Source organism: Streptomyces sp. NPDC059224, assembly GCF_042754285.1.
Lineage (GTDB): Bacteria > Actinomycetota > Actinomycetes > Streptomycetales > Streptomycetaceae > Streptomyces.
In genome coordinates this window covers 187,766-211,464 of record NZ_JBHZAN010000005.1, presented here as the reverse complement: position 1 = coordinate 211,464, position 23,699 = coordinate 187,766, and the positions used below count along the sequence as shown (strand labels likewise).

At 69.9% G+C, this 23,699-nt stretch carries 20 protein-coding genes and 1 other RNA gene; 14 read left to right on the top strand and 7 right to left on the bottom strand.

Translation table 11 applies throughout. The features are described 5' to 3' along the window. Nucleotides 1-45 precede the first annotated feature (45 nt). Nucleotides 46-432, top strand: a transfer-messenger RNA (tmRNA) gene (gene ssrA / locus ACFXI4_RS07460). 79 nt (nucleotides 433-511) lie between these two features. Here the strand turns inward: ssrA and ACFXI4_RS07455 are convergent. From ACFXI4_RS07455 to ACFXI4_RS07430, 6 genes are all read right to left on the bottom strand, one after another. Then, a complete protein-coding gene (locus ACFXI4_RS07455) occupies nucleotides 512-1,522 on the bottom strand; it encodes a LacI family DNA-binding transcriptional regulator (RefSeq protein WP_384988790.1) in 1,011 nt (336 codons plus the stop codon). Beyond that, nucleotides 1,516-3,774: an alpha-xylosidase gene (yicI, locus tag ACFXI4_RS07450; RefSeq protein ID WP_384988789.1), complete on the bottom strand. Its 2,259-nt coding sequence runs from the start codon at nucleotides 3,772-3,774 to the stop codon at nucleotides 1,516-1,518. The genes ACFXI4_RS07455 and yicI overlap by 7 nt, the downstream gene beginning before the upstream one ends. Nucleotides 3,775-3,785: 11 nt before the next feature. Next, a complete protein-coding gene (locus ACFXI4_RS07445; RefSeq protein WP_384988788.1) occupies nucleotides 3,786-4,607 on the bottom strand; it encodes a carbohydrate ABC transporter permease in 822 nt (273 codons plus the stop codon). Then, nucleotides 4,608-5,501, bottom strand: coding sequence for a carbohydrate ABC transporter permease (locus ACFXI4_RS07440; protein WP_384988787.1), 894 nt, complete (start codon nucleotides 5,499-5,501; stop codon nucleotides 4,608-4,610). It abuts the gene before it with no gap. Further along, nucleotides 5,498-6,784, bottom strand: coding sequence for an ABC transporter substrate-binding protein (locus ACFXI4_RS07435; RefSeq protein WP_384988786.1), 1,287 nt, complete (start codon nucleotides 6,782-6,784; stop codon nucleotides 5,498-5,500). Before ACFXI4_RS07435 ends, ACFXI4_RS07440 begins: the two co-directional genes overlap by 4 nt. Before the next feature lie 111 nt (nucleotides 6,785-6,895). Beyond that, complete coding sequence (locus ACFXI4_RS07430; protein ID WP_384988785.1) at nucleotides 6,896-8,230, bottom strand: MFS transporter; 1,335 nt, start codon at nucleotides 8,228-8,230, stop codon at nucleotides 6,896-6,898. An 84-nt stretch (nucleotides 8,231-8,314) separates the two neighbouring features. Here ACFXI4_RS07430 and ACFXI4_RS07425 point away from each other — a divergent pair, with 84 nt between their 5' ends. The 10 genes from ACFXI4_RS07425 (at nucleotide 8,315) to ACFXI4_RS07380 (ending at nucleotide 18,814) form a co-directional block, all read left to right on the top strand. Next, nucleotides 8,315-9,286 carry a LysR family transcriptional regulator gene (locus ACFXI4_RS07425; protein WP_384988784.1) on the top strand — a complete coding sequence of 324 codons (972 nt, stop codon included), beginning with the start codon at nucleotides 8,315-8,317 and terminating at the stop codon, nucleotides 9,284-9,286. Between the two features lie 201 nt (nucleotides 9,287-9,487). Continuing rightward, nucleotides 9,488-10,408 carry a hypothetical protein gene (locus ACFXI4_RS07420; protein ID WP_384988783.1) on the top strand — a complete coding sequence of 307 codons (921 nt, stop codon included), beginning with the start codon at nucleotides 9,488-9,490 and terminating at the stop codon, nucleotides 10,406-10,408. Further along, nucleotides 10,408-12,657 (top strand): bifunctional polysaccharide deacetylase/glycosyltransferase family 2 protein, encoded by a 2,250-nt coding sequence (locus ACFXI4_RS07415; protein ID WP_384988782.1) that lies wholly within the window; start codon nucleotides 10,408-10,410, stop codon nucleotides 12,655-12,657. Before ACFXI4_RS07420 ends, ACFXI4_RS07415 begins: the two co-directional genes overlap by 1 nt. Further along, complete coding sequence (locus tag ACFXI4_RS07410; RefSeq protein ID WP_384988781.1) at nucleotides 12,654-13,844, top strand: acyltransferase; 1,191 nt, start codon at nucleotides 12,654-12,656, stop codon at nucleotides 13,842-13,844. Before ACFXI4_RS07415 ends, ACFXI4_RS07410 begins: the two co-directional genes overlap by 4 nt. 351 nt (nucleotides 13,845-14,195) lie before the next feature. Then, on the top strand, nucleotides 14,196-14,858 hold the full coding sequence (locus ACFXI4_RS07405; protein ID WP_384988780.1) for a hypothetical protein: 663 nt from the start codon (nucleotides 14,196-14,198) through the stop codon (nucleotides 14,856-14,858). Beyond that, entirely contained in the window at nucleotides 14,846-15,886 is a 1,041-nt protein-coding gene (locus ACFXI4_RS07400; RefSeq protein ID WP_384988779.1) for a hypothetical protein, read from the top strand. The genes ACFXI4_RS07405 and ACFXI4_RS07400 overlap by 13 nt, the downstream gene beginning before the upstream one ends. Nucleotides 15,887-15,901: 15 nt before the next feature. Continuing rightward, nucleotides 15,902-16,534 (top strand): hypothetical protein, encoded by a 633-nt coding sequence (locus tag ACFXI4_RS07395; protein ID WP_384988778.1) that lies wholly within the window; start codon nucleotides 15,902-15,904, stop codon nucleotides 16,532-16,534. After that, entirely contained in the window at nucleotides 16,531-16,833 is a 303-nt protein-coding gene (locus ACFXI4_RS07390) for a hypothetical protein (RefSeq protein WP_362718097.1), read from the top strand. Before ACFXI4_RS07395 ends, ACFXI4_RS07390 begins: the two co-directional genes overlap by 4 nt. Continuing rightward, complete coding sequence (locus ACFXI4_RS07385; RefSeq protein WP_384988777.1) at nucleotides 16,830-18,221, top strand: hypothetical protein; 1,392 nt, start codon at nucleotides 16,830-16,832, stop codon at nucleotides 18,219-18,221. The genes ACFXI4_RS07390 and ACFXI4_RS07385 overlap by 4 nt, the downstream gene beginning before the upstream one ends. Before the next feature lie 5 nt (nucleotides 18,222-18,226). Beyond that, complete coding sequence (locus ACFXI4_RS07380) at nucleotides 18,227-18,814, top strand: hypothetical protein (protein ID WP_384988776.1); 588 nt, start codon at nucleotides 18,227-18,229, stop codon at nucleotides 18,812-18,814. Here the strand turns inward: ACFXI4_RS07380 and ACFXI4_RS07375 are convergent. Further along, the gene (locus tag ACFXI4_RS07375) at nucleotides 18,797-19,270 is read right to left on the bottom strand and encodes a hypothetical protein (protein ID WP_384988775.1); all 474 of its coding nucleotides are present in this window, start codon (nucleotides 19,268-19,270) and stop codon (nucleotides 18,797-18,799) included. The two genes, ACFXI4_RS07380 and ACFXI4_RS07375, sit on opposite strands and share 18 nt — an antisense overlap. Before the next feature lie 298 nt (nucleotides 19,271-19,568). Between ACFXI4_RS07375 and ACFXI4_RS07370 the strand changes: the two genes are divergently transcribed. The 3 genes from ACFXI4_RS07370 (at nucleotide 19,569) to ACFXI4_RS07360 (ending at nucleotide 23,200) form a co-directional block, all read left to right on the top strand. Continuing rightward, the gene (locus ACFXI4_RS07370; protein ID WP_384988774.1) at nucleotides 19,569-20,936 is read left to right on the top strand and encodes a nitrate/nitrite transporter; all 1,368 of its coding nucleotides are present in this window, start codon (nucleotides 19,569-19,571) and stop codon (nucleotides 20,934-20,936) included. Nucleotides 20,937-21,024: 88 nt separating this feature from the next. After that, entirely contained in the window at nucleotides 21,025-22,185 is a 1,161-nt protein-coding gene (locus ACFXI4_RS07365) for a uroporphyrinogen-III synthase (protein WP_384988773.1), read from the top strand. Nucleotides 22,186-22,600: 415 nt separating this feature from the next. Further along, entirely contained in the window at nucleotides 22,601-23,200 is a 600-nt protein-coding gene (locus tag ACFXI4_RS07360; RefSeq protein WP_384988772.1) for a CGNR zinc finger domain-containing protein, read from the top strand. Nucleotides 23,201-23,699 lie beyond the last annotated feature (499 nt).

The window sequence follows — 23,699 nt, the reverse complement described above, 5'->3', positions numbered from 1 at the left end:
ACAGCAGGTGCGCACCCTCCTCGGAGGGGTTTGAAAACACAACATGGGGATGATCGGTTTCGACAGCGGCTGTCGAAGCAGGGGAAGCGTGTCGAGGAAGCGACAATGATCTCGTTAACCATATGTCGCAACCAATAATCGCCACTTCCAAGAGCGATTCCCGCGCCTTCGCCCTCGCTGCCTAATAAGCAGTGAGTGAAGGCCCTAACGGGTGTCAGACCGGGGATGTTCCCGACCCGGACCCTGGCATAATCTAGGGGACTAAACCATTCGGCCCGGTCACGGGGGCGAATGGGAAATCAAACAGTGACTGGGCCCGTCGGCGACTTGTTCGCGTGATTGCCGGGGCCGAGAAAATCACAGCGAACTGCACACGGAGAAGCCCTGATTCTGCACCGTTGGACGCGGGTTCGATTCCCGCCATCTCCACCAGTGCAGGCTTCGGTCTGCACAGGTCAACCCCTGTTGAACGGCGCCTTCCTTCGGGAAGGCGCCGTTTTTTTTCGTGTCCTCAAGCCCGTCGGGGTGCGGTGCTCGTGCGGTTCGTCAGCCGGGGGGCGAGCAGGGTCGCATCCGGTACGTCCGGGTCGCCGTCGAGCTTGCGCATGAGTAACTCCGTCGCCCGTTCGCCCAGTTCGGCGGTGGGCAGGGTGACCGAGGTGACCGGGACACGGAGCCCGGCGGCGAGTTCGTCCGGGCAGATCGCGGTGACCGACAGATCGGCGGGGACCCGCAGGCCCAGCTGCTCGAAGGCGTCGATCAGCGGCTCCAGCACCGCCTCGTTGTGGACGACGACCCCCGTCAGCGCCGGCTCTTCCCGCAGCAGCCGCTCGGCGACCCGCCGGGCCGCCCCCGGCGTGGCCTCGCAGGGGTGGACGCGGGACGTCATCCCGTTGCGGTCGGCGGCGGCCGTGAAGCCCTGGACCACCCGCTGGGCGAACGCCGTCTCCCGGACGTACACCTCGGGCGGCGAGCCGACCAGCGCCACCACCCGGTGGCCGAGTCCCGCCAGCCGTTCCACGCACCGCTCACCGGCCGCCCGGAAGTCCAGGTCGACGCAGGTCAGCCCCTCGGCGGCGGCCGGGAAGCCGATCAGCACCGACGGCCGCTCCAGCTCGCGCAGCAGCGGCAGCCGGGAGTCGTGCAGCTGGACGTCCATCACGATCAGCGCGTCCACCAGGGCCGTGTCGGCGACCCGGCGCAGCCCCTCCTCGCCCTCCTCCTGGGTCAGGAGCAGCACGTCGTGGTCGTAGCGGCGGGCCGTCGTCACCACCGGCACCGCGAACTGCATGACGACCGGGACGTGGATGCCGGTACGCAGCGGGATCACCAGGGCCAGCACGTTGGAGCGGCTGCTGGCCAGGGCGCGGGCGCCGGCGTGCGGGCGGTAGCCCAGCTCGTGGATGGACGCCTCGATCCGGCGCCGGGTCTCCTCCGAGATCGGGCGCTTGCCGCTGAGCGCGTAGGACACCGTGCTGGGGGAGACACCGGCGTGCCGGGCCACGTCGGTGATCTTCACCATCGGCCCAGCTCCAGGGAGAGGAACCCGGTGCCGGCCGCCGCCCGCGCCGTCCGCTCCCCGGCCGCCAGCTGCCACGCCGCCGCCGGATCGCCGCACGAGGCCCGAAGGGTGTCCCCCTCGCGGACGACCGTGAAGACGACGTCCCCGACCGGGACCGTGACCCGCGCGCCGCGCGCCAGGCCGTACGCCCGCAGCGTGACCCCGTCCGCATGGTCGTAGTCCGGACGGTCCGCCACCGCGCCGACCGGGATCACCGCCCCCGGCCGCACCAGCAGCGGCACGCTCAGGAAGCCGTGCCGTTCACGCACCCAGCGCGGACCGGACACCGTCTCCCCGGTCGAAAAGCTCGTCCAGTCCCCCTCGGGAACGTAGTACGCGACCTCCCCCTCGTCGCTGAACACCGGCGCCACGAGCAGATCCGGGCCCAGCATGTACTGCCGTTCCAGATGGGCGCACCCGGGATCGTCCGGGAACTCCAGGACCATCGCCCGCATCATCGGCACACCCTCGGCGGCGGCGGTGCGCGCGGCCCCGTACAGGTAGGGCATCAGGCTCAGCTTCAGCCGGGTGAAGTGCCGCAGCACGTCGACCGACTCCTCGTCGAAGAGCCAGGGGACGCGGTAGGAGGAGCTGCCGTGCAGCCGGCTGTGGGAGGAGAGCAGCCCGAAGGCCAGCCAGCGCTTGAACAGGGCCGGCGAGGGAGTGCCCTCGAAGCCGCCGATGTCATGGCTCCAGTAGCCGAACCCGGACAGGCCGAGCGAGAGCCCGCCGCGCAGCGACTCGGCCATCGACTCGTAGGTGGCTTCGCAGTCGCCGCCCCAGTGCACGGGGAACTGCTGGCTCCCGGCCGTCGCCGACCGCGCGAAGACCACCGCCTCCCCCTCGCCCCGGTGCTTGCGCAGCACCTCGAAGACGGTGCGGTTGTAGAGGTGGGTGTAGTAGTTGTGCATCCGCTCCGGGTCCGAGCCGTCGGACCAGGCCACGTCCACCGGCACCCGCTCCCCGAAGTCGGTCTTGAAGCAGTCGACGCCCTGGTCGAGCACGGCCTCCAGCTTGGCCGCGTACCAGTCGCGGGCCGCCGCCGACGTGAAGTCCACCAGCGCCATCCCCGGCTGCCACAGATCCCACTGCCACACGCTCCCGTCCGGCCGCCGCAGCAGGTGTCCCAGCTCCCTGCCCTCGGCGAACAGCGGCGAGCGCTGCGCGATGTACGGATTGATCCACACGCACACCCGCAGCCCCCGCTCGTGCAGCCGCGTCAGCATCCCCTCCGGGTCCGGGAAGACCCGCGGGTCCCACCGGAAGTCGCACCAGTTGAACTCCCGCATCCAGAAGCAGTCGAAGTGGAACACGGAGAGCGGGAGTTCTCGCTCCCGCATGCTGTCGATGAAGTACGTCACCGTCTTCTCGTCGTACGACGTGGTGAAGGAGGTGGAGAGCCACAGGCCGAAGGACCAGGCGGGCGGGAGCGCCGGGCGGCCGGTGAGGGCGGTGTACCTGCGCAGGATGTCCTTCGGGGTCGGTCCGTGGATGACGTAGTACGTCAGCTGCTGGGACTCCACGCTGAACTGGACCCGGGACACGGCCTCCGAGCCGACCTCGAAGGACACCTTTCCCGGGTGGTCGACGAAGACGCCGTACCCCGCGTCGGTCAGGTAGAAGGGGGTGTTCTTGTAGGCCTGTTCGGTGGCCGTGCCGCCGTCGGCGTTCCAGACGTCGACGACCTGCCCGTTCTTGACCAGCGGGCCGAAGCGTTCGCCGAGGCCGTACACGGAGGTTCCGACACCGAGGCCGAGCTGCTCGCGCAGGTAGTGGGCGCCGGTCGTGGTGTCCCGCATGATCCCCATGCCCTTGGGGCCGCTGGAGGTGAGGGTGCGGCCCCCGGAGAGGAAGTCGAGCCGCCAGGGCGCGGTCCGGCGCACCCGCAGCGTCAGCGACCCGGAGGTCAGGGTCGCGTACTCGTCGTCGTACGACACCTGCGAGGCGACGTCCGTCCTGCGCAGCTCGAACTGGGGGCCGCGTGGCCGCTCGCCCTCGAAGTGGGTGAAGGTGACGCCGATGACGTCGGGCATCGGGGTGTGCGCGCTGATCGTCACGACCGGTCCCCTCAGCAGGTCGCCGCGGTGCCGGATGGGCTGGGTCGGCGCGTGGATCTCCAGCGCGGAGTCCGCGGCGCTGACGTCGAGGACCTCGACCGGATGGGCCGCGGTGACGCCCTCCCGCAGCAGCCAGTAGCCGTCGGTGAACTTCACTCACGTACCTCCTACTTGACGGCGCCCACGGCGATGCCGCGGGTGAGCGTGTGCTGGAAGACGAGGAAGAAGACGATGGCCGGGAGGACGCCGAGCAGGGCGGCCGCGTTGGTCATCGTGGCGTCCATCAGGCGCTGGCCCTGGAGGACGCCGAGGGCGACGGACACCGTCTGGTTGTCGTTGGAGATCAGCATGACCAGCGGGAGCAGGAACTCGTTCCAGGTCCAGATGAAGAAGAAGACCAGGAGCACGCCGAGGGTCGGACGGCTGACGGGGACGACGATCCGGACCAGGATCTGCCACTTGTTCGCGCCGTCGATCCGGGCCGCCTCTACGATCTCGCGCGGGAACCGGCCGAGGACGGCGGAGAGCAGATACGTGCCGAACGCCGACTGGAGCACCGTGAACACGATGATCACGCTGAGCCTGGTGTCGTACAGACCCGCCTGCTTGCTCAGGTAGTAGAGCGGATAGACCAGCGCCTCCTGCGGCAGCATGTTGGCGAGGACGAAGAAGGCGAGCACCCAGGTGCGGCCCCGGACCCGGCCGATGCCGATCGCGTACGCGTTGAGGAGGGACAGGGCGGTGGCGAGCACGGCGACCGAGCCGCTGATGAGCACCGAGTTCACCAGCTTCCGGCTGTAGTCGACCCGCTGCCAGAAGTCCTCCAGGCCGTCCAGGTAGAGGCCGTGCGGGAGGCTCAGCGGCCCGTTCTGCGCGTACTCCGCCGGGGACTTGACCGCGTTCATCGTCACGATCAGGAACGGGACGATCATGAAGAGCGCGCCGAGGCAGAGGGCGAGGAGGACGGGGTAACGGCGTAGCGCGGTCATTCAGGGCTCTCCGTCCGCGGTGCGGTCCTGCAGCTTCAGACCGGTCAGGGCCAGGGCCAGGATGATCACCGTGAGGACCGTGGAGATCGCCGAGCCGTAGCCGACCTGGGTCTTCTCGAAGAACGTGGTGAAGGAGAAGTAGGAGGGCACGTCGGTGGCGCCGCCCGGGCCGCCCTTGGTCAGCACGTACACCGCGCCGAAGACCTTGAGCGCGGCGATCGTGCACCAGGTCAGGACGACGTACACCTCGGGCCCGAGCTGCGGCAGCGTGATGTGCCCGAAGCGCCGCCACCAGCCGGCGCCGTCCAGCTCGGCCGCCTCGTACAGCTGCGGGTCGACGCGTGCGAGCCCGGCCATGAAGACGACCAGCGGAAAGCCGATCTGCACCCAGACCAGCACGCCCATCACGCTGTAGAGGGCGAGGTCCGGGTCGCCGAGCCAGTCCCGCTGCCAGGAGCCGAGCCCGATCGCCTTCAGCAGGGCGTTGAGGGCGCCGTCGTCCGGGGCCAGGATCCAGCTCCAGACGACGCCGGCCACCGCCACCGGCAGCACCTGGGGGAGGTAGAAGCAGGCGCGCAGGACGGCGGCGGTCCGGGTGCCGAAGTGCTTGCCGACGTAGTCGAACAGGGCGGCGGCCAGGACCAGTCCGAGGGCCGTCGGAAGCAGGGCCATCGCGACGACCATGAAGAGGCTGTGCCGGAAGGACGCCCAGAACTCGGAATCGTGCAGCAGCTCACGGTAGTTGGCGAGCCCCGACCAGTGCGGGCCGCCCACGCCCTGCCAGTCGGTGAAACCCGTGCCCGTGTTCATCAGGAACGGGACGACGACGACCGCGAGGAAGGCGAGGGCGCCGGGGAGGAGGAAGAGGGCGTAGGAGTCCCGGCGCACCCTCACTTGGTGCCCTTGTCGTACGCCGTCTGGAGGTTGCTCAGGTAGGCGTCGGGTTTCTCGCTCCCGGTGATCAGCTTCTGGGTCTCGGAGACGAGGGTGTCGTAGAAGCCGGCGACCGGCCAGTCCGGGTAGAAGGCGAGGCCGTCGCGGCCGGACAGGGTGTTGAAGTCGGCGATGAGCTGCTTGGACCTGGCGTCCGTGATCGCGCTCGGGTCGGCCGCGACCGGGACTCCGCCCTTGTTGCCGAGCAGGTTCTGGATCTTCTTCGACATGGTGATGTCGATGAAGTCGTAGGCGAGATCCTTGTTCTTTGAGTTCTTCGGGACCACCCAGAGGTTTCCGCCGGAGCCGAGGGTGAGGTCCGAGCCGGGCCACAGCAGGCTGCCCCAGTCGAACGAGGCCTCGGACTGGAAGCGGCCGTACCACCAGCTGCCGGAGAACAGGATCGGTGCCTTGCCCTGGATGAAGGAGACCCCGGCCTGCTCGGCGGTGGTACCGCTGGACGTCTTCGCGATGTATCCCTTCTTCACCCAGTCGGCGAAGGTGTCAGCGGCGTACGTCCAGGCGCTGTCATGGAAGTCGACCTTGCCCTGGTACAGCTCGTAGGCGTCGACCCACGAGCGGTCGGCCTTCGACAGGGCCAGCTGGTACAGGTACTGCTGGGCCAGGTACTCGGAGCCCGCGTTGGCGAGCGGGGTGACCTTGTGCGCGGCGAACTCGTCCATCGCCGCCGTCAGGTCGTCGAACGTCTTCGGCTCGGCGATCCCGTACTTCTCGAACAGGTCCTTGTTGTAGTAAACCATCGTGTACTCGGCGTAGTTGGGTACTCCGTACCACTTGCCCGAGCCCATGACGCCGTCGGCGTCGTACTGGCTGGTGGTGCGCACGCCCGCGCTGAGCTTCTTGTCCCAGCCGCGCTTCGTCGCCTCGGCGGTCAGATCGGTGAGGAGTCCCTGCCTGGAGAGGAGTCCCGCCGTCGCGTTGCCCTTGTTGTACTCCATGATGTCGGGGGCGTCGGAGGAGTTCAGGACCATCTGCGCGGTCTTCTGGATCTGCTCGAAGCTCTTCTCCTCGTACTTCACCTTCACGTCCGGGTGGGACGCCTCGAACTCCTTGATGGCCTCGTTCCAGGCGACGCCCATCGCGCTGGTCGGGCCCTCGTAGTGCCACAGCCGCAGGGTCTTCCCGTCGGACGTGCTGCCGCCCGAGCCGCCGCAGGAGGCCAGCAGCAGTGATCCGGAGAGGATCACCGCCGCGGCCGCCGTCCGTCGTCGTGCCGTCGACATCCAGTACCTCCGGGGGAGTCGGATGGATGGTGCTGATCCCGCGTCGAATCGGTTCGATGCGAGACGTCGAAGCGCTTCGACGATGGAAGGTAGGTGCGGGCCGGGTGGTCGTCAATGGGTGCGGCGGGAATTGAGGGAAGCGGTTCGACTCACCGCACCGGCCATGCGGCTGGCCGTGTGGACGAGAAGGGCGGTGACGGCCGCCGAGGCCGGGGCGGCGAAGGCGGCCGTCGGAGAGACGTGTTCCGCCGCCCAGCCGCCGGCCGCCGAGCCGGCCGCGACGCCGGTCAGCAGAGCGGTCACCACCAGGCTCATCCCCTCGTTGAGACGGCCCTCGGGCGTGCGGTCCTGGACCAGGGTCATCGCGGTCACCATGGTCGGCGCGGTCGCCATGCCGGCCACCAGCAGGGCGGCCGCCAGCGCCCAGAGGCTGCCGGCGGTGCGGGCCGCGAGCAGGGGGAGGAACATCAGGGCCGCCATCGACGACAGGCAGACCGGCAGCCGCCGTCCGGCCGGTCCGGTCGGCCTGAGCGCCCCGTACACCAGCCCCGCCGCGCAGGAGCCGGCCGCCTGGAGGGCGAGGACCGCACCGGCCGCCGAACGGTGGCCCTGGGCGTCGGCGTAGGCGATCGTGACGACCTCCATCGAGCCGAACACCGCACCGGTGGCGACGAAGCAGGCCAGGAGGGAGGGGATGAACAGGGGTCCCTTCCCGGCGTGGACGGGCCGGGGCGGTGGTTCGGTGGCCCGCTGGGCGGTGAACAGCAGCATGCCGGACAGCAGCAGGACCGCGCCGGCCAGCGTGCCCGCCTCCGGGAAGAACGTGCCGGTCAGGAAGGCAGCCAGTACCGGCCCGAGCATGAAGCACAGTTCGTCGGCGGCCTGTTCGAAGGAGTTCGCGGTGTGCAGGGCGTCCGGGTCCGACCGCAGCAGGTGGGCCCAGCGGGCGCGGGACATGCCGCCGAGGTTGGGAGTGGTGGCGGTGGCCGCGTAGGCGGCGAACAGGGTCCAGTCCGGGGCGCCGAAGCGGACGCACAGCAGCAGGGCGAGGCTGCCGAGCACCGCGGTGACGGTGGCGGGCAGGGCGACCCGCGCCTGGCCGTACCGGTCGACGAGCCGTGCCACCCACGGCCCGGCCACCCCGGTCGCGGCCAGACCGGTCGCGGTGACGGCGCCGGCGAGGGCGTACGAGCCTCGGGCGCCGGCGATCATCACGACCGCGCTGACGCTGAACATGCCCATGGGCAGCCGGGCCAGCAGATTCCCGGCGGTGAAGGCGCGGGTGCCGGGGAGGGCGAAGAGGCGGCGGTAGGGACCGGGCGGGCGTGAGCGGTTGCGGGTGCCGGTGCGCGGACTGAGGTCGACGGTGACGAGGGTGTCGGCGGTGACGGTGTGGAGGAGGTGCGGGCGGGGCCCCGGGGGAGCCGGTTCGGTCGGATGCGGCATGTCCCTCACCGTCGCGCAGAGCCGATCAAGGGGTCCAACACCTGCTCGGTGCCGATTCACGCACCTGTGTTGTAAGTTCGCGTGATGTCAGCGCCCACCCACATCGATCCCCGGTTGCTGCGGGTCTTCGTCACCGTCGCCGAGGAACTGCACTTCACCCGCGCCGCCACCCGGCTGTACGTCACCCAGCAGGCCCTGAGTCGTGACGTGCGGCGACTGGAGCGGGAGTTGGGTGCCGAGCTGTTCCTGCGCACCACCCGGCAGGTCGCCCTGACCGCCGACGGTGCCCGGCTGCTGCCCTACGCCCGCCGGGCGCTGGCCGCCCAGGACGCGCTGCTCGCCGCGTTCGGGCAGGCACGGCCGCTGCTGGTGGACCTGAACTCGCCCGGTCTGGAGACCGGCCGCCGGGTGCTGTACCGGGCCCGCGAACTCGCTCCCGACGGCGAACTGATGGCCCGCTACGAGAGCGGGCTGACCGGAGCGGCGGCCGACCTCCTCGCCGGGCGGCTCGACGCGTCCTTCGGGCGGTTCGCGGGACTGGATCCGGCGCTGCGCTCCGGGCTCGAACAACAGCCCGTCAGGTTCGAACGCATGGCCGTAATTCTCCCCTCCGATCACCGGCTCGCGGGCCTGGCGGAGGTGCCGCTGGCCGCGCTGGCGGGCGAGACGGTGTACGCCGGCGCGGGGAACGAGCGCACGCTGGAATGGACTGACCTGGCCTTCTGTCTCTTCGAAGGGCGCGATGTCGCGGTCGCGCCGCCGCTGCCGCTGGCCGTCGGCGAGGAGGAGTTCGAGCGCATCATGGCCAAGAACCGGAATCCGATCCTCGCGGTAGTGGGGTTTCCGGCCATACCTGGAACGGTCGCGCGGCCCCTCGTCGATCCCGTCCCTTTGTCGCCGGTGTCGCTCGTGTGGCGAAAGGGGCTGGTCCATCCAGGAGTGGACGCGCTGCGGCGGGCGGCCGCGGAGATCGCCCGCGCGGAGGGCTGGCTTCAGCGGCCGTCCGACGGATGGATTCCAGCCAGTGATCAAGAGGTGATGGACGACCACAAATGACACATCGGAAACACCGCTTCGCCCCGTGCGCTAGCTTCGTGGCCCCGAGCGCGAAGAGCTAGAAGGGGGCGTTCGGATACGGGTGGGGGTCCGGATCCGATGACGTGTGCTCGGGTTCGTCAGCGCGCCCGGAACAGTCCCGTGGGGGGATACGCGCGCGTGAAGAATTGGCGAGAAGAGACCCAACCCGAGTTGCCGCGAGTGGCTCTGGACGCCCGGGATGTGCCGCTGACGGGAGGAGACCCACCGGAGGCGGCACCCCGGCCCGCCGACGGCTCCGGGGCGGCCGGCCCGAGCGAGGCGGCGGGCTTCAGCGGGGCGGCCGGCCTGAGCGAGGCGACCGCGGCGACCGAGGTGCTGCCGGTCGGCGCGCTGCGGGATCCGTGGGGCGTGGTCCCCGCCGACATGTCGCGTGGGGGCCCGGCCGGTGTGCGGGACCCGTTCACCGGCCGGGACCCGTTCACCGGCCGGGGCCCGGACCGGGCGGCGCCCGGCCCGGACGACGTCGGTGTGGTGCGGATACGTCCGACCGGTGCGGCGGAGGCCTCCGACGTGCCGGTCTTCGTCGACGAGTCGGGACGCCGCAGCCGCCGGTTCCGCAGGATCGGGATGGCCGTCGGCCTCGCCTGCGCGGTCTACGCGGTGGTCATCGTCGTCACCCTGCTGTCGGGCAGTTCCGACGCGCCCTGGCTGCCGGTGCCCGGCCAGCACCACGACCGCCCGGCCGGCACGGTCGACGACTCGCCGCGGCCCGCGCGGTCCGTCCCGGCACCGGGGGACGGCGGGCCGGTGGCCGGCCCCGCCGTGAGCGGTGCCGGTGCCACCCCGTCGGGCCGCGTCTCCTCCCCGTCGCCCGGGGCGGGGAAGAAGGGAGCCGGCCGGCCGAGCGTGTCGGCGTCCGCGCGGCCGACGTCGTCCGCCGGGACGACGGGCGCCCCGCCGAAGCCCGCGTCGTCGTCCGTGGCACCCTCGCCGTCCGCCTCCGTACCCGCGTCGCAGTCCCCGGCCCCGCCCGCGTCGTCGGCGCCGCCCTCGCCCAGCGAGTCGGCCGCCCCGACCGGCGGCCCGGTCGCGCAGGGCGCGGCCCCGCGGACCGGCACCTCTCCCGCCCCTGTCCTGTGATGCCGCCCCGCACCCGCGGCCGTACCGGCACCCGTACCCGGTCCGGCGCCGGCACCCGTACCCGCTCCGGCGCCCGCTCCCGTCGTCGCGGGGCCGCCTCCGCACCGCGCGCCGACGGGGCCCGGCGCCGCCGCCTGTCCATGCGCCTGACGCTGCCCGTGCTGGTCCTCGTCGCCGTGATGGCGATGCTGATGCTGCGCGGCTACGTGCACAGCGAGATCCTCGCCGACCACCGCGTCCGCCCCGAGGCCGCCTCCGACCGGGTCCCGGAGAAGATCCTGGACGGCGGCCCGGTCATCGACACCCGGGGCGGCCGTACGACGTCCCTGCGCATCCCCGACCACCGCCTGGTCCTCACCTTCGACGACGGCCCCGATCCGACCTGGACCCCGAAGGTCCTGGACGTCCTGAAGAAGCACCACGTGCACGCCGTCTTCTTCGTCACCGGCACCATGACCTCGCGCTGTCCGCAGCTGGTCCGGCGCATGGTGGCCGAGGGCCACGAGGTCGGCGTGCACACCTTCAGCCACCCCGACCTGACATACCAGTCGGACAGGCGCATCGACTGGGAGCTGTCCCAGACCCAGCTGGCGATCACCGGCGCGGCCGGCATCCGGACGTCCCTGTTCCGGCCGCCGTACTCCTCCTTCGCCGACGCGATGGACAACCGTTCCTGGCCGGTGACGCGCTACATCGGCAGCCGCGGCTACATCACGGTCGTCAACAACACGGACAGCGAGGACTGGCGCAAGCCGGGCGTCGACACCATCGTCCGCAACGCGACCCCGCGCGGCGGCAAGGGCGCCATCGTCCTGATGCACGACTCGGGCGGCGACCGCCACCAGACGGTCCAGGCCCTGGACCGCCTCATACCGCGACTCCAGCGCGGTGGCTACACGTTCGGCAACCTCACCGAGGCCCTGAACGCGCCGAGCGCCCACACCCCGGTCACCGGTCCCGACCTCTGGCAGGGCACGGCATGGATCTCCCTGGTCCAGGCGGCGGACGGCGTCACCGACGTGCTGGTGGCCGGCCTCACGGTGGTCGGCGCGGCGGTGCTGGCCCGGTTCGCCCTGATGCTCTGGCTCTCCTTCGCGCACGCCCGCAGGGTCCGCCGCAAGGGCTTCCGGTGGGGCCGGCCGGTGACGGAGCCGGTCTCCGTCCTGGTCCCCGCCTACAACGAGGCCAAGTGCATCGAGAACACGGTCCGTTCACTGACCGCGAGCGAGCACCCGATCGAGATCCTCGTCGTCGACGACGGTTCGACGGACGGCACGGCGGGAATCGTGGAGGACCTGGGCCTGCCCGACGTCCGGGTGATCCGCCAGGTGAACGCGGGCAAGCCCGCCGCCCTCAACCGGGGCCTGGCCAACGCCCGTCACGACATCGTCGTGATGATGGACGGCGACACGGTCTTCGAACCGGCCACGGTACGGGAGCTGGTCCAGCCCTTCGGTGATCCCGGGGTCGGCGCGGTCGCCGGCAACGCCAAGGTCGGCAACCGGGACTCGCTGATCGGCGCCTGGCAGCACATCGAGTACGTGATGGGCTTCAACCTGGACCGCCGGATGTACGACGTGCTGCGCTGCATGCCGACGATCCCCGGCGCGGTCGGCGCGTTCCGCCGGACCGCCCTGGAACGGGTCGGCGGCATGAGCGACGACACCCTCGCGGAGGACACCGACATCACGATGGCCATCCACCGGGACGGCTGGCGCGTGGTGTACGCCGAGCGGGCCCGGGCCTGGACCGAGGCCCCGGAGTCCGTCTCCCAGCTCTGGTCCCAGCGCTACCGCTGGTCCTACGGCACCATGCAGGCGATCTGGAAACACCGCGGGGCGCTCCTCGACCGGGGACCGTCGGGACGTTTCGGCCGGGTCGGCCTCCCCCTCGTTTCCCTCTTCACGGTGGTGGCCCCGCTCCTCGCCCCGCTGATCGACGCGTTCCTCCTCTACGGCATCGTCTTCGGCCCGACGCAGAAGACCATCGGCGCCTGGCTCGGCGTACTGGCCGTGCAGGCGGTCTGCGCCGCCTACGCCTTCCGCCTGGACCGCGAACGCATGACCCACCTGGTCTCGCTCCCCCTGCAGCAGATCCTCTACCGCCAGCTGATGTACGTCGTACTCCTCCAGTCCTGGATCACGGCCCTCACCGGTGGCCGGCTGCGCTGGCAGAAGCTGCGGCGCACGGGCGTGGTGGAGGCACCGGGCGGCGGCGTCGACCAGGCGAAAGGGAGGCAGCCGGCATGACTCAGGCCGAGACCGCACCCGTCGGAACGCGGACGCCCGGACCGGCCCGGGACCGCTACCTGGACCTGCTCCGCTTTTTCGCCCTGTTCCGCGTGGTGGTCTACCACCTGTTCGGCTGGCCCTGGCTGACCATTCTCTTCCCCTCCATGGGCGTGATGTTCGCGCTGGCGGGCTCGCTGATGGCCCGCAGCCTGAGCCGTCCGGCGGCGAACGTGATCAAGGGCAGGCTCCGCCGGCTCCTGCCGCCGCTGTGGCTTTTCAGCGTGGTCCTGCTGACGCTGCTGCTCTCGGCCGGCTGGCACCCGCTGCGGGACCCCGACGTCGGCGGCGGCTGGGCCGGCTGGGCCCGGCTGGCCCACTACTTCCTCCCGGTCGGCGCCCCGCCGTACCCCGAACACCTGGGCTCGGCCTCGGGGTTGCTGGACGACACCTGGGGGGAACAGGCAGCGGGACCGCTGTGGTACCTGCGCGCCTACCTCTGGTTCGTGCTCCTGTCCCCGCTCCTCCTGCGGGCGTTCCGCAGGGCCCCGCTGCCGACGGTGCTGGCGCCGCTGGCACTGACGGCGGTGGTGGGCACGGGGCTGGTCACGATCCCCGGCGAGACGGGCGACGCGGTGACGGACTTCGCGGTGTTCGGTGGCTGCTGGATCCTCGGCTTCGCCCACCATGAGGGGGTCCTGGCACGCGTCCCGCGCTACGCGGCGGTCTCGCTGTCCTGCCTGCTGATGGCGGCGGGCCTGTGGTGGGCGTCGGGTCACCCGGGCCCCGAGGGCTGGGACCTGAACGACATTCCCCTGGCGCAGGCCTGCTGGTCGTTCGGGGCCGTGGTGGTGCTGCTCCAGTACTCCCCGTCCTGGCGGGAGCTGCCGGGCCGTCTGCGCCGCTGGGACAGACCGATCACCCTCGCCAACAACCGCGCGGTGACGGTCTACCTCTGGCACAACATGCTGATCATGGCGACGTTCCCGCTCCTCGACAGGGCCTACGGCCTGCCGTTCATGCAGTCGGACCGGGCGGCGTCCCTGCTGGACTCGACGTACGGCTTCTGGACGTTCGTGGCGGTCTGGCCCCTGCTGGCGGTGGCGGTCGTGGCCTGCGGATGGGTGGAGGACGTGGCGGCGGGACGGCGGCCGCGGGTGTGGCCGGACGGCGCACGACGCGGACGGTGCCGCCGACGGGCACCCTGACGGTCAGGCCGTCCGTCACGAGGTCCCCCTCGCGTACGCCCCGTCAACAACCCTGTGCACACGTGAAGCTACGGTGCCTGCCCGGTCGAGGCGAAGAGTGCTGTGCGGATCTGTCGTCCCCGCAGGCGGTCCGGGCCGGCGGGCAGGCCTTTGCGGGGGCCAACTCAGGGTCGCGGTGATGTCACGGGACGGCACCAAAGCCGTGATGGGGGCGTTGAGTTGCCTGACTATCATCCGGCATGCGCGTTTCGTGCGGTCGGGGCGCAGCAAATCGCTCTGGTGCGTTCCGGATGGATCCCGATACCGTATTCGCTGCTTCGCAGACCTCAACCGCCCCACCAGGAGCCCACCGTGACCCGCCGTTCCCGCCTGCTCACGACAGCCGCCGCCGGTGTGGCCGCCGCACTGCTCCTTGCCGGGTGCGGCGGGGGCGACGACGACAACGCCAAGTCGAAGGACAAGATCGCGGGAGCGGACACGGGGGCGTCGGCGTCGGCTTCGCCGAGTGCTTCGTCCTCGGCGGCTGAATCGGGGCGGCCGAAGATCACGTTGCCGTCGGACGTCACGGACAACTACGCGGACTGGAAGACGGGCGATGCCACGAAGGACGCGGTTCTTGCAGACACGGCTGCTCGGATCGACGCGACGAACGACGCCATTCTGCGTGGCGACACCGGCGCACCTGGCCTCTCCTTCTACTACCGGGACAAGGCTCTGAGTGATGCCGTTGCGTGGGTGCAGGCGTATCTGGATGCCAACATGTCGTTCACGGGCACTACCCGTTATTACGCACCCAAGGTGACGATGTCCGGCAAGGCGACCGCATCCGTTGTCTATTGCTCGGACGAGAGCAAGGGATTCAACAAGAACCGTAAGACCGGCAAGGTCGACAAGAGTTCGTCGGACCAGAGCCCTTACGTCCTGTACAACACGCGTCTTGAGAAGAACGACAAGGGTGTGTGGCAGACCAGCAATCTGATTTCCAAGCGGGGGGACAAAACATGCAGCGCGTAAGGAGATGGCGGCGGGCTCTCGCGCTCGCCGGGCTGTCCGCCCTGTGCTTCTCGGGCATCCCGGGAACGGCACTGGCCTACGGGCCGGGTGATGGACAGGGGAGTCCTCCCCCGGGGCCCTCTGGGAATTCGGATGGCAAGGGCAACATTTCCGCGACCGCCGGCGCCGTCGTCTACGATCTTTCCAAGAACGGCTCCGGGTCGTCGGTCGGCGCGGTGACATCTACTACGACCTGGACCCCGCCGGCCTGTTACTACGCGCCCAAGTACTCACCTGATGCGCTTGAGGCCTACCTGACACCCATCTGGGGTGCCGACTCGACGGGCTACGAGTGGGATGCGGAGCAGCGCGACCGCTACGTCAACGGGAAGCCCTACAAGGACTTCAACAAGGACAAGGCCGGCAAGGGTTATTGGTGGGACTCGTACGTCACGAAGGGCCGCGAGGGAGATCCCGCCGCGCTCGACTGCACGAAGCCGATCTTCTGGGTGGACACGGGTGATGCCCCACCGGCGGACGTACCTCAGGCGATCACCCCGGAGATCCTCGCCCAACTCGCCTACAACGAGATCAGGGTCCCCAGTACGAAGGTGACCCTGGCCCCTGCCGACAAGACGAAGGTCAACCTTCCCACCTGGGCCTGGCTGGACGGTGCCGAGTTCAAGCCGGTCTCCGTCACGGCGTCGGTTCCCGTGCTGGGCATCAGCGCGACGACCACCGCCACCCCGTACTCCCTCAAGATCGACCCCGGTACCCCGGATGCGGTGACGTATCCCGCCTCGGGAGTCTGCGAGTTCAGGGGCGGCAGCATCGGTGAGGCCTACGCCAAGGGCAAGGCCGACGAGACGCCACCCTGTGGGGTGAAGTACCTGCGGTCATCGGGTACGGGTTCGTACCCGCTCAAGGCCACGATCACCTGGAAGATCAGCTGGACAGGTACGGGAACGCCGGGCGGAGACCTGCCCGACGGCGCTTTCGGGGCCACCCAGGATGTCACGGTGCAGGAGATCCAGTCCGTCAACCGATGAGAGACATTGGGTGCCGTGCCTGAACGAACGAACGTCAATGGAGAACAGGCGGTACGCCAGGCACCGGCTTTCGGGCTGGTCACGCCCGCGGACTGGTACCGCGTTCCGCTGCAGCAGCCGGACCGGCGAGCGGCCTCGATCAGTGCCCTGATTCGACGGCAGTTCGCCGGGGTGGACGATCAGCCTGTACTGCGCCGCAAGACGGAAGACCAGCTCAGTGGTGCTGCCGAGGCGGGGGCCGAGCGAGGAGGCCTGGTGCTCTATCTGTCGTTCCTGGAAGCGGCAGGAATCCCTCTCTCTGCGTCACTGCTGGTGTCCTGCCTCGACGAGAAGTTCGACAGTCTCGATGCGGTGGCGGTACTCAGCGGATCCGGTGAGGTCGAACCGGTGATGCTGCCCGCAGCGGGGCGGGCGGCCCGATTGCTGCGTCGTGAGCGCGCCAAGGAGTCACGTCGGCTGGGATCTGAGTTCCAGGACACGATCGTTGAGTACTTCGTACCGGTTCCGGGCGGCGACAAGGTGCTGATGTTGACGTTCAGTACGCCGTTGGAGCCGATCGGGGACGCCATGGTGGAGCTGTTCGATGCGGTCGCGGCAACCTTGCGCTGGCGGCACGGAGACGAGGAGATGACAGGGGTACGGGTGTGAGCGAGAAGCTCAGGGTTTCGACGGACGACCTCCGTACTGCCGGGGCGGGCTTGCGGTCGGTGGCGACGGAATTCGAGGGGCTCGACAGACTCATGGATTTCTACGACCGCCGTACGGTGGGGCACAAAGTCCTGCATGAGCGACTGCAGGACTTCTCCGACGGTTGGGACGACAACCGCAAGAAGATGGTCAAGGAGATCCAGGGACTCGGTCAGCTTGCCCACGAAGCGGGCAAGGCCTACACGGAGTTGGACACGGCGCTGTACAACGCGCTGGTGGGCAAGGGGCAGAACAAGTGAGCCGCCCGGCGGACCACAGATGGGAAGCACTGGGCGAAAGCGGTGATCCCGTGCCGGGCGACGTCCACGAGATGGAAGCACTCTCACGTAGGTTCGAGGCCACGGCGAAGACCATCTCCGAAACCGTCGTGGCTCTCCGTCGTCTAGGAAATCTGGACAGCTGGGACTCCGACGCGGGACGCGCGTTCGCCGACAAGGCGAACGACACTGCGCAAACAGTGAGCAAGGCGCACGACCGCTACGCCGACGCGGGTGCGGCCCTCAAGGAGTACTACACCGATCTGGAGAGCATCCAGGGTGACGCGGACCGACTGCTCACGCAGGCAGAACAGCAGCGTGATGATCTTTCCGCGGCCCGGTCCGAGGCAGACGACCTTCCCAAAGGCGCCGACCAAGGCAGGCAGGACAAGCTCGATAAAAAGGTGAGCGACCTCCAGGACGGACTGGACGGCCTCCGGGACAGACTGGCAGCGGTGAAGTCCCGCCATGAGTCCGCGGGGAACAAGGCGGCCCAGCGCATTCACGACACGACTCATGGTGACGGACTCAACGACTCGTGGTTGGACGACCTGCGGGATTCTCTGACCTGGGCCGCCAATGCCGCGGGTGCCATTGCCGCGGTGTGTGGGGTGGTGTCACTGCTCGTCGGCTGGATCCCTGTCATTGGGCAGGCGATCGCCGGTGTCCTCGGGACCGTAGCGCTGGTGATGACTGTGATCTCGCTTGCCTGTCACCTGTTGCTCGCCATCAACGGGGACGGGTCCTGGGCCGATGTGGCCATGGACGTCCTGGGGCTTGCGACCTTCGGCATCGGCCGTGTCTTCTCGGCGGGGTCGAAGCTCGCTGCCACGGTCGGGCGTAGCCGTGTATGGACCGCCGCCACGCAGTACGTCCGTGCTTGGAACCCAACGCTCGGTACGGCGGCGAGACGAGCGCTGGTGATCGAGATGGTCGGCCAGCGCGCGGGCGCGGTCCCGGCTGCCGCCCTCCCCGAGGTGTCCTTCGCCGCCGCGTTCAAAGGGCTGAAAGGCTCCTTCGTGGACGACTTGGGTGTCGTCCGGAGCAACTGGCGGGATCTGTTCAAGGTCGGCGACAACGTGGCCGCGGCCCGTAACGCGTACAACTCGGCAGGGATGCGCGGCCTGGCCAGCATGTATGTGGGACCGGGCATGGTGGACGAACTCGGCCGTATGAGGAACGTGTCCTCCTCGGACCTCGACTTCATCGGCGCGCCCGATGCCTTCAAGAAAGCCCTGTCCTACAACGCCTGGGCCCTGGGGGCGACCGGCATCGGAGCCACGTCCGACACCAACAGCTTCCTCGGGTTGTGGAGCGATGACCCGCACATCGATGTGACAGGCCCCGATGCCGCGCTGACCGGAAAGTGAGCTCCATGGGGACGGCTGAGAACTGGCGCGAGTGTCGGGTCGTATTGCCTCCGTCGGCGAACTGGCTGGTTCTCGATCTGGCGCGCCGGGACCCGGAAACATGGGCACATGAGGTCTCCGAACAGCACATCGACGGTGCATCCGCCCCGGAGCGGTGTGGCCCTTTCGCTGAGGATCTGCTGTGGTACTGGGGCGCCGCCGTACGCCAACGCGCGGTGTGCGCGGCACTGCTGGCCCCGCCCGCCGGAGAGGTCATGGCCAGCTACACCGTGCGGGAGGTGAAGGCGCCTCCGGAGGCCTTGAGCATGGACGTGCTCAGAGCCGAGATGGCCCGCGCGGAAGGTCCCTTCTTCGGGCAGCCTGTGCTCACCGGAGTCGAACTCCCTCTGGGGCCGGCACTGCGTGTCCATCGCTTCGAACCGACCGGGCCCGATATCGGCGGCAGCGTGATCCTGGAAGGCGTGGCTCATTACGTGCTACCCCGGGACTACCCGACGCTCCTGGAATGCCGGCTCTTGTGGACGACGCTGGGATTGGGTGAGGAACTGGGACGTCTCGCCGACGAATTGGCGCGTTCAGTCCGCCTGCTGTGAATCAGACCGGTGACGCGACCCGAGGCGGTCTCCCACGACCCCTCGTAGGCCCAGTTTTTCCCACGGAACCATGGCCAGCGGCATCCAACTGAAACCGAGGGCGAACACAGCCACAAGGGTGGTGACACCCTGAGGCAGGAGCCATCCCACTTGAGACGCGATGACCGACACGATCAGGAGATAGACACCGAAGACCAGGAGAGCGAGCACCTTGAGCAGAGCCGAGCCCGGGCCGACCGGCGGGTCCTGGTCACTGCCCCGCACCATCCCGAACAAAATCATCGGGAGTGTCAGTCCGATGACACCACCCGCTCCGATGCCGCCGACCACCAGAGCGGTGTGTCCGTGGTCAGGCACCACGGACGTGAACGGAGACGTGTCCGTCAACCCGTCCATGAACGCGACGCCCGCGAAGGCCCCGAGCGTCATCGTGGCCAGGACGACGACCGCCCCCACCCCGAACAGAGTGTTCCCGAGGAGAGAGCGCTGAGGGCGTTGTCCCGCGGAGCCCTGTGTCCTCGACGCGTCGGGCATAAGCTCTCCCATTTCCCTGTGGGGTTCGGTAGAGGATACCGAGTGGCGGCCTCCCGCTGAGTGCGTCGCGCGCCCCCGACCTCTCACCCGGTCTCCCGCCAGGGTGAGAGCAACGTTCCCTTCCGGTCACCCGCAGCCACGGGGCGGAAACGACGCCTCCCTACCTTCGTGGCCTAGTCACTCGTAACAGACCGAGCACGCGGAGCACCGTGGAGGCGTCATGACAGCCCCTGCCCCTACCCCACGCAGCCGCTGGATCCAGGAGTGGGATCCGGAGGACGAGACGTTCTGGAACGCGACCGGCGAGAAGGTGGCCCGCCGGAATCTGGTCTTCTCCGTCCTCTCCGAGCACATCGGGTTCTCGATCTGGACGATGTGGTCCGTGCTGGTGCTGTTCATGGGCCCGGAGTACGGGCTCACGCCCGCCGACAAGTTCCTGCTGACGTCGATGGTCACCCTGGTCGGCGCGGTCGTCCGGGTGCCGTACACCTTCGCCGTCGCCCTCTTCGGCGGCCGGAACTGGACCATCGTCTCCGCGGGTCTCCTCCTCGTCCCCACGGTCGCCGCCTTCGCCGTGATGAAGCCGGGGACGTCCTTCGGCACGTTCCTGCTCGTCGGGCTGCTGGCCGGTATCGGCGGTGGCAACTTCGCATCGAGCATGACCAACATCAACGCCTTCTTCCCGCTGCGGAAGAAGGGCTGGGCGCTCGGACTCAACGCCGGCGGCGGCAACATCGGCGTGCCCGTCATCCAGCTCGTCGCGCTCGCGATCATCGGGGCCGGCGGCGGGCCGCGGGTGCTGCTCGCGATCTACATTCCGCTCATCCTCGCCGCCGCCGTCCTCGCCGCGCTCTTCATGGACAACCTCGCCACCGTGAGGAACGACACCGGCGCCGCGATCGACGCGGCCAAGGACGCGCACACCTGGATCATGTCCTTCCTCTACGTAGGGACGTTCGGGTCGTTCATCGGGTACGCGTTCGCCTTCGGGCAGGTGCTCCAGGTCCAGTTCGGACGTACCCCGCTGCAGGCCGCCTACCTCACCTTCATCGGCCCGCTGCTCGGCTCCCTCATCCGGCCCTTCGGCGGCCGGCTCGCCGACACGTACGGCGGGGCGAAGATCACCCTGTGGAACTACGTCGGCATGGCCGCCGCGACCGCGCTCCTCGTCGTCGCCAGCGTCGACAAGTCGCTCCCCTTCTTCGTCACCGTCTTCGTCGTGCTGTTCGCGCTCAGCGGGCTCGGCAACGGGTCGACGTACAAGATGATCCCCGGCATCTTCCAGGCCAAGGCCCTCGCCAAGGGGTTCACCGGGGAGGAGGCGGTGGCCCACGGGCGGCGGCTGTCCGGGGCGTCCATGGGGCTCATCGGGGCGGTCGGCGCGCTCGGCGGCGTCGGGATCAACCTCGCCTTCCGGCAGTCCTTCCTGTCCTACGGCTCCGGCACCGGCGCCTTCGTCGCCTTCCTGGTCTTCTACGGCCTCTGCTTCGCCGTGACCTGGGCCGTATACCTTCACCGGACCGTCCCCGAGGGGCACCCCGCGACCGCCACCGAGGCAAAGGCGCAGCTCAGCTACGCCGAGGTGTGACGTAACACTGGTGACACGGAGCCGAACCGAGCCTGTCACGCGCCGTTGACAGGCTCGTCCGGCATGCGGGCCAGCTAGGAGAGCAGCCATGGACGAGGAACAGCAGCGGCCGGAACCCGGCGCGCCCGGCCCTCTCGCGGGATTCACCGTGGGGGTCACGGCCGCGCGCCGGGCAGACGAGCTCGGGGCGCTGCTCCAGCGGCGGGGCGCCGCCGTGCTGCACGCGCCCGCCCTGCGGATCGTGCCGCTCGCCGACGACGGCGACCTGCTCGCCGCCACGAAGGAGATCATCGACCAGGCCCCGGACGTGGCCGTGGCGACCACCGCCATCGGGTTCCGTGGATGGATCGAGGCCGCCGACGGCTGGGGCTTCGGCGAGCAGCTGCTGGACCGGCTGCGCCGGGTCGAGCTGCTGGCCCGCGGTCCCAAGGTCAAGGGGGCGGTGCGGGCCGCCGGGCTCACCGAGCAGTGGTCGCCGTCCTCCGAGTCCATGGCCGAGGTGCTCGACCGGCTCCTGGAGGAAGGCGTCGAGGGCCGCCGGATCGCCGTACAGCTGCACGGGGAGCCGTTGCCGGGGTTCGTGGAGTCGCTGCGCGCGGCCGGGGCGGAGGTGCTGCCGGTGCCGGTGTACCGGTGGATGCCGCCGGAGGACCTCGGGCCGGTGGACCGGCTCCTGGACGCCGTCGTCTCCCGGTCGATCGACGCGATCACCTTCACCAGCGCGCCCGCCGCGGCCTCGCTGCTCTCCCGGGCCGAGACGCGGGGGCTGCGGGGAGAGCTGCTGGCCGCCCTCGGCCACGACGTCGTACCCGCCTGCGTCGGCCCGGTCACCGCGCTCCCGCTCCAGGCTCACGGCGTCGACACCGTCCAGCCGGAACGCTTCCGTCTCGGGCCGCTCGTCCAGCTGCTCTGCCGCGAACTCCCCGGGCGTGCCCGGGCGTTGCCGGTCGCCGGTCACCGGGTGGAGATCCGGGGACACGCGGTCCTCGTCGACGGCGCGCTGAAGCCGGTGCCGCCGGCCGGCATGTCCCTGCTGCGCGCGCTGTCGCGACGGCCGGGCTGGGTGGTGGCCCGCGCCGAACTCCTGCGGGCCCTGCCGGGGGCCGGGCGCGACGAACACGCGGTGGAGACGGCGATGGCCCGCCTCCGTACGGCCCTGGGCACGCCGAAGCTGATCCAGACGGTGGTCAAGCGGGGCTACCGGCTGGCCCTGGACCCGGCGGCGGACGCCAAGTACGCGGACGTGTGAGACGTCGGCCGGGGACTCCGGAAGGTCCAGGAGGGTCCCGGGAGTCCCGGGAGCGGGCCGTTCTCGGGAGAGTACGTACGGCGGTTCTTCGCCACCGGTGATGAGCGGTGCGGCTGAGCGTCGTACGACGTTCAGGGGACCGCGTCCTCTCCGAACCGCCGTCCTCCGTGGGTCCCCCCTGGGGCGGCTCGCCGTGGGTTCGCAGGACAAAGGGTCACGGCCGCGGGCGGCCGGGGCGAGGCCCGCCGGCGTATCCGGGCCCGACGGGGACGGCCCGCGCCGCACGCACCGCCGTCCCCGCCGGGCAGGGGCCGGAAGGGAACCTCGCGGAACACGGGTACGGGGGGTTCCGGCCGCCCGCCGGGCCGGGCACTGTGAGAGGACACGGTTTCCTGTCCTAGGCGGTGGCAGGCACATGGCACTGGGTACGGAGACGGCCCCGTACGAGCTGCGCTTCGACGCCGGGCGGATCTGCCTGGATCTGCTGGCGACCACGCATCCCGGCGAACGGCTCGACGCGCTCGCGCCGTTGCGGGCCTGGATCAGCGGCTCCGGACTCGTCCCGCCGGGCACCCCGCTGGCGCACGCCGACACCGACTGGCTGGTCGCGTTCCGTGAACTGAGGGAACACGTGGGTCAGTTGGTGCGCGGCAACAGGAACCCAGGGCGGGCCCGGTCGTACGACATCGCGCTCGCCGGCGTCAACGACCTCGCCCGCGCCGCCGCACCCCCGGCCCCGCGTGCCGTACCCGGCGAGGACGGGTTGCTGGTACGGGAGTTGGCGGGCCCGCCCGAGTGCGCCGCGCTGCTCGCGGCCGTCGCCCGGGACGCGGTGGAACTGCTCACCGACCCCGTCGCGCGGGCGGCCGTGCGCGAGTGCGAGGGCGACAACTGCCCCATCGTCTACCTGGACACCTCCCGCGGACGCAGACGCCGCTGGTGCTCCAGCGAAATCTGCGGCAACCGAGAACGCGTAGCCCGCCACCGCCGCCGAGCAGCCCTCACCCGAGCGTGAGCCCACCGCCCGGCGCGCGGTCCTCACCTGTCCGCGCCGGCCGACCGCCTCCCGGCATGCGGGTTCTCGCCCGCGTGCGGCCGAGTCCGCAGGCCGACCGTCCTCCGGTGCGGGGGTTTTGCCCATGTACGGTGTGTGTCGGCGGCGCGCGGTCCTCGTCCGAGCATCCCGCCGGCGGCTCCGAAGGGCGCACCCGGTCGACCCGGGATCTTCAAGCGCCGTCCCTTTCGCGGCATCTGCCGGATCTTCGCCGAAGCTCTCCGGAAGTGATTTCGGCAACATTCTGTTTGCCGGTGGCAACCCCCGGGCAGCGCCGGGGCGTTCGGCGTTGTGTCGGAAATGTAAAGATCAAGCGGTGGGAATGTGTGGTCATGTCCCGCTCGTCATGTCACCCGGCAGAAAAATGTGAGGTCTTGTTGAACACCCCGCAAGCCACTTCCGTACCGGTGGGGGAGCGACCGACTGGGGGAACCCCCGGACACCGGAGGTGGGCGTGCGC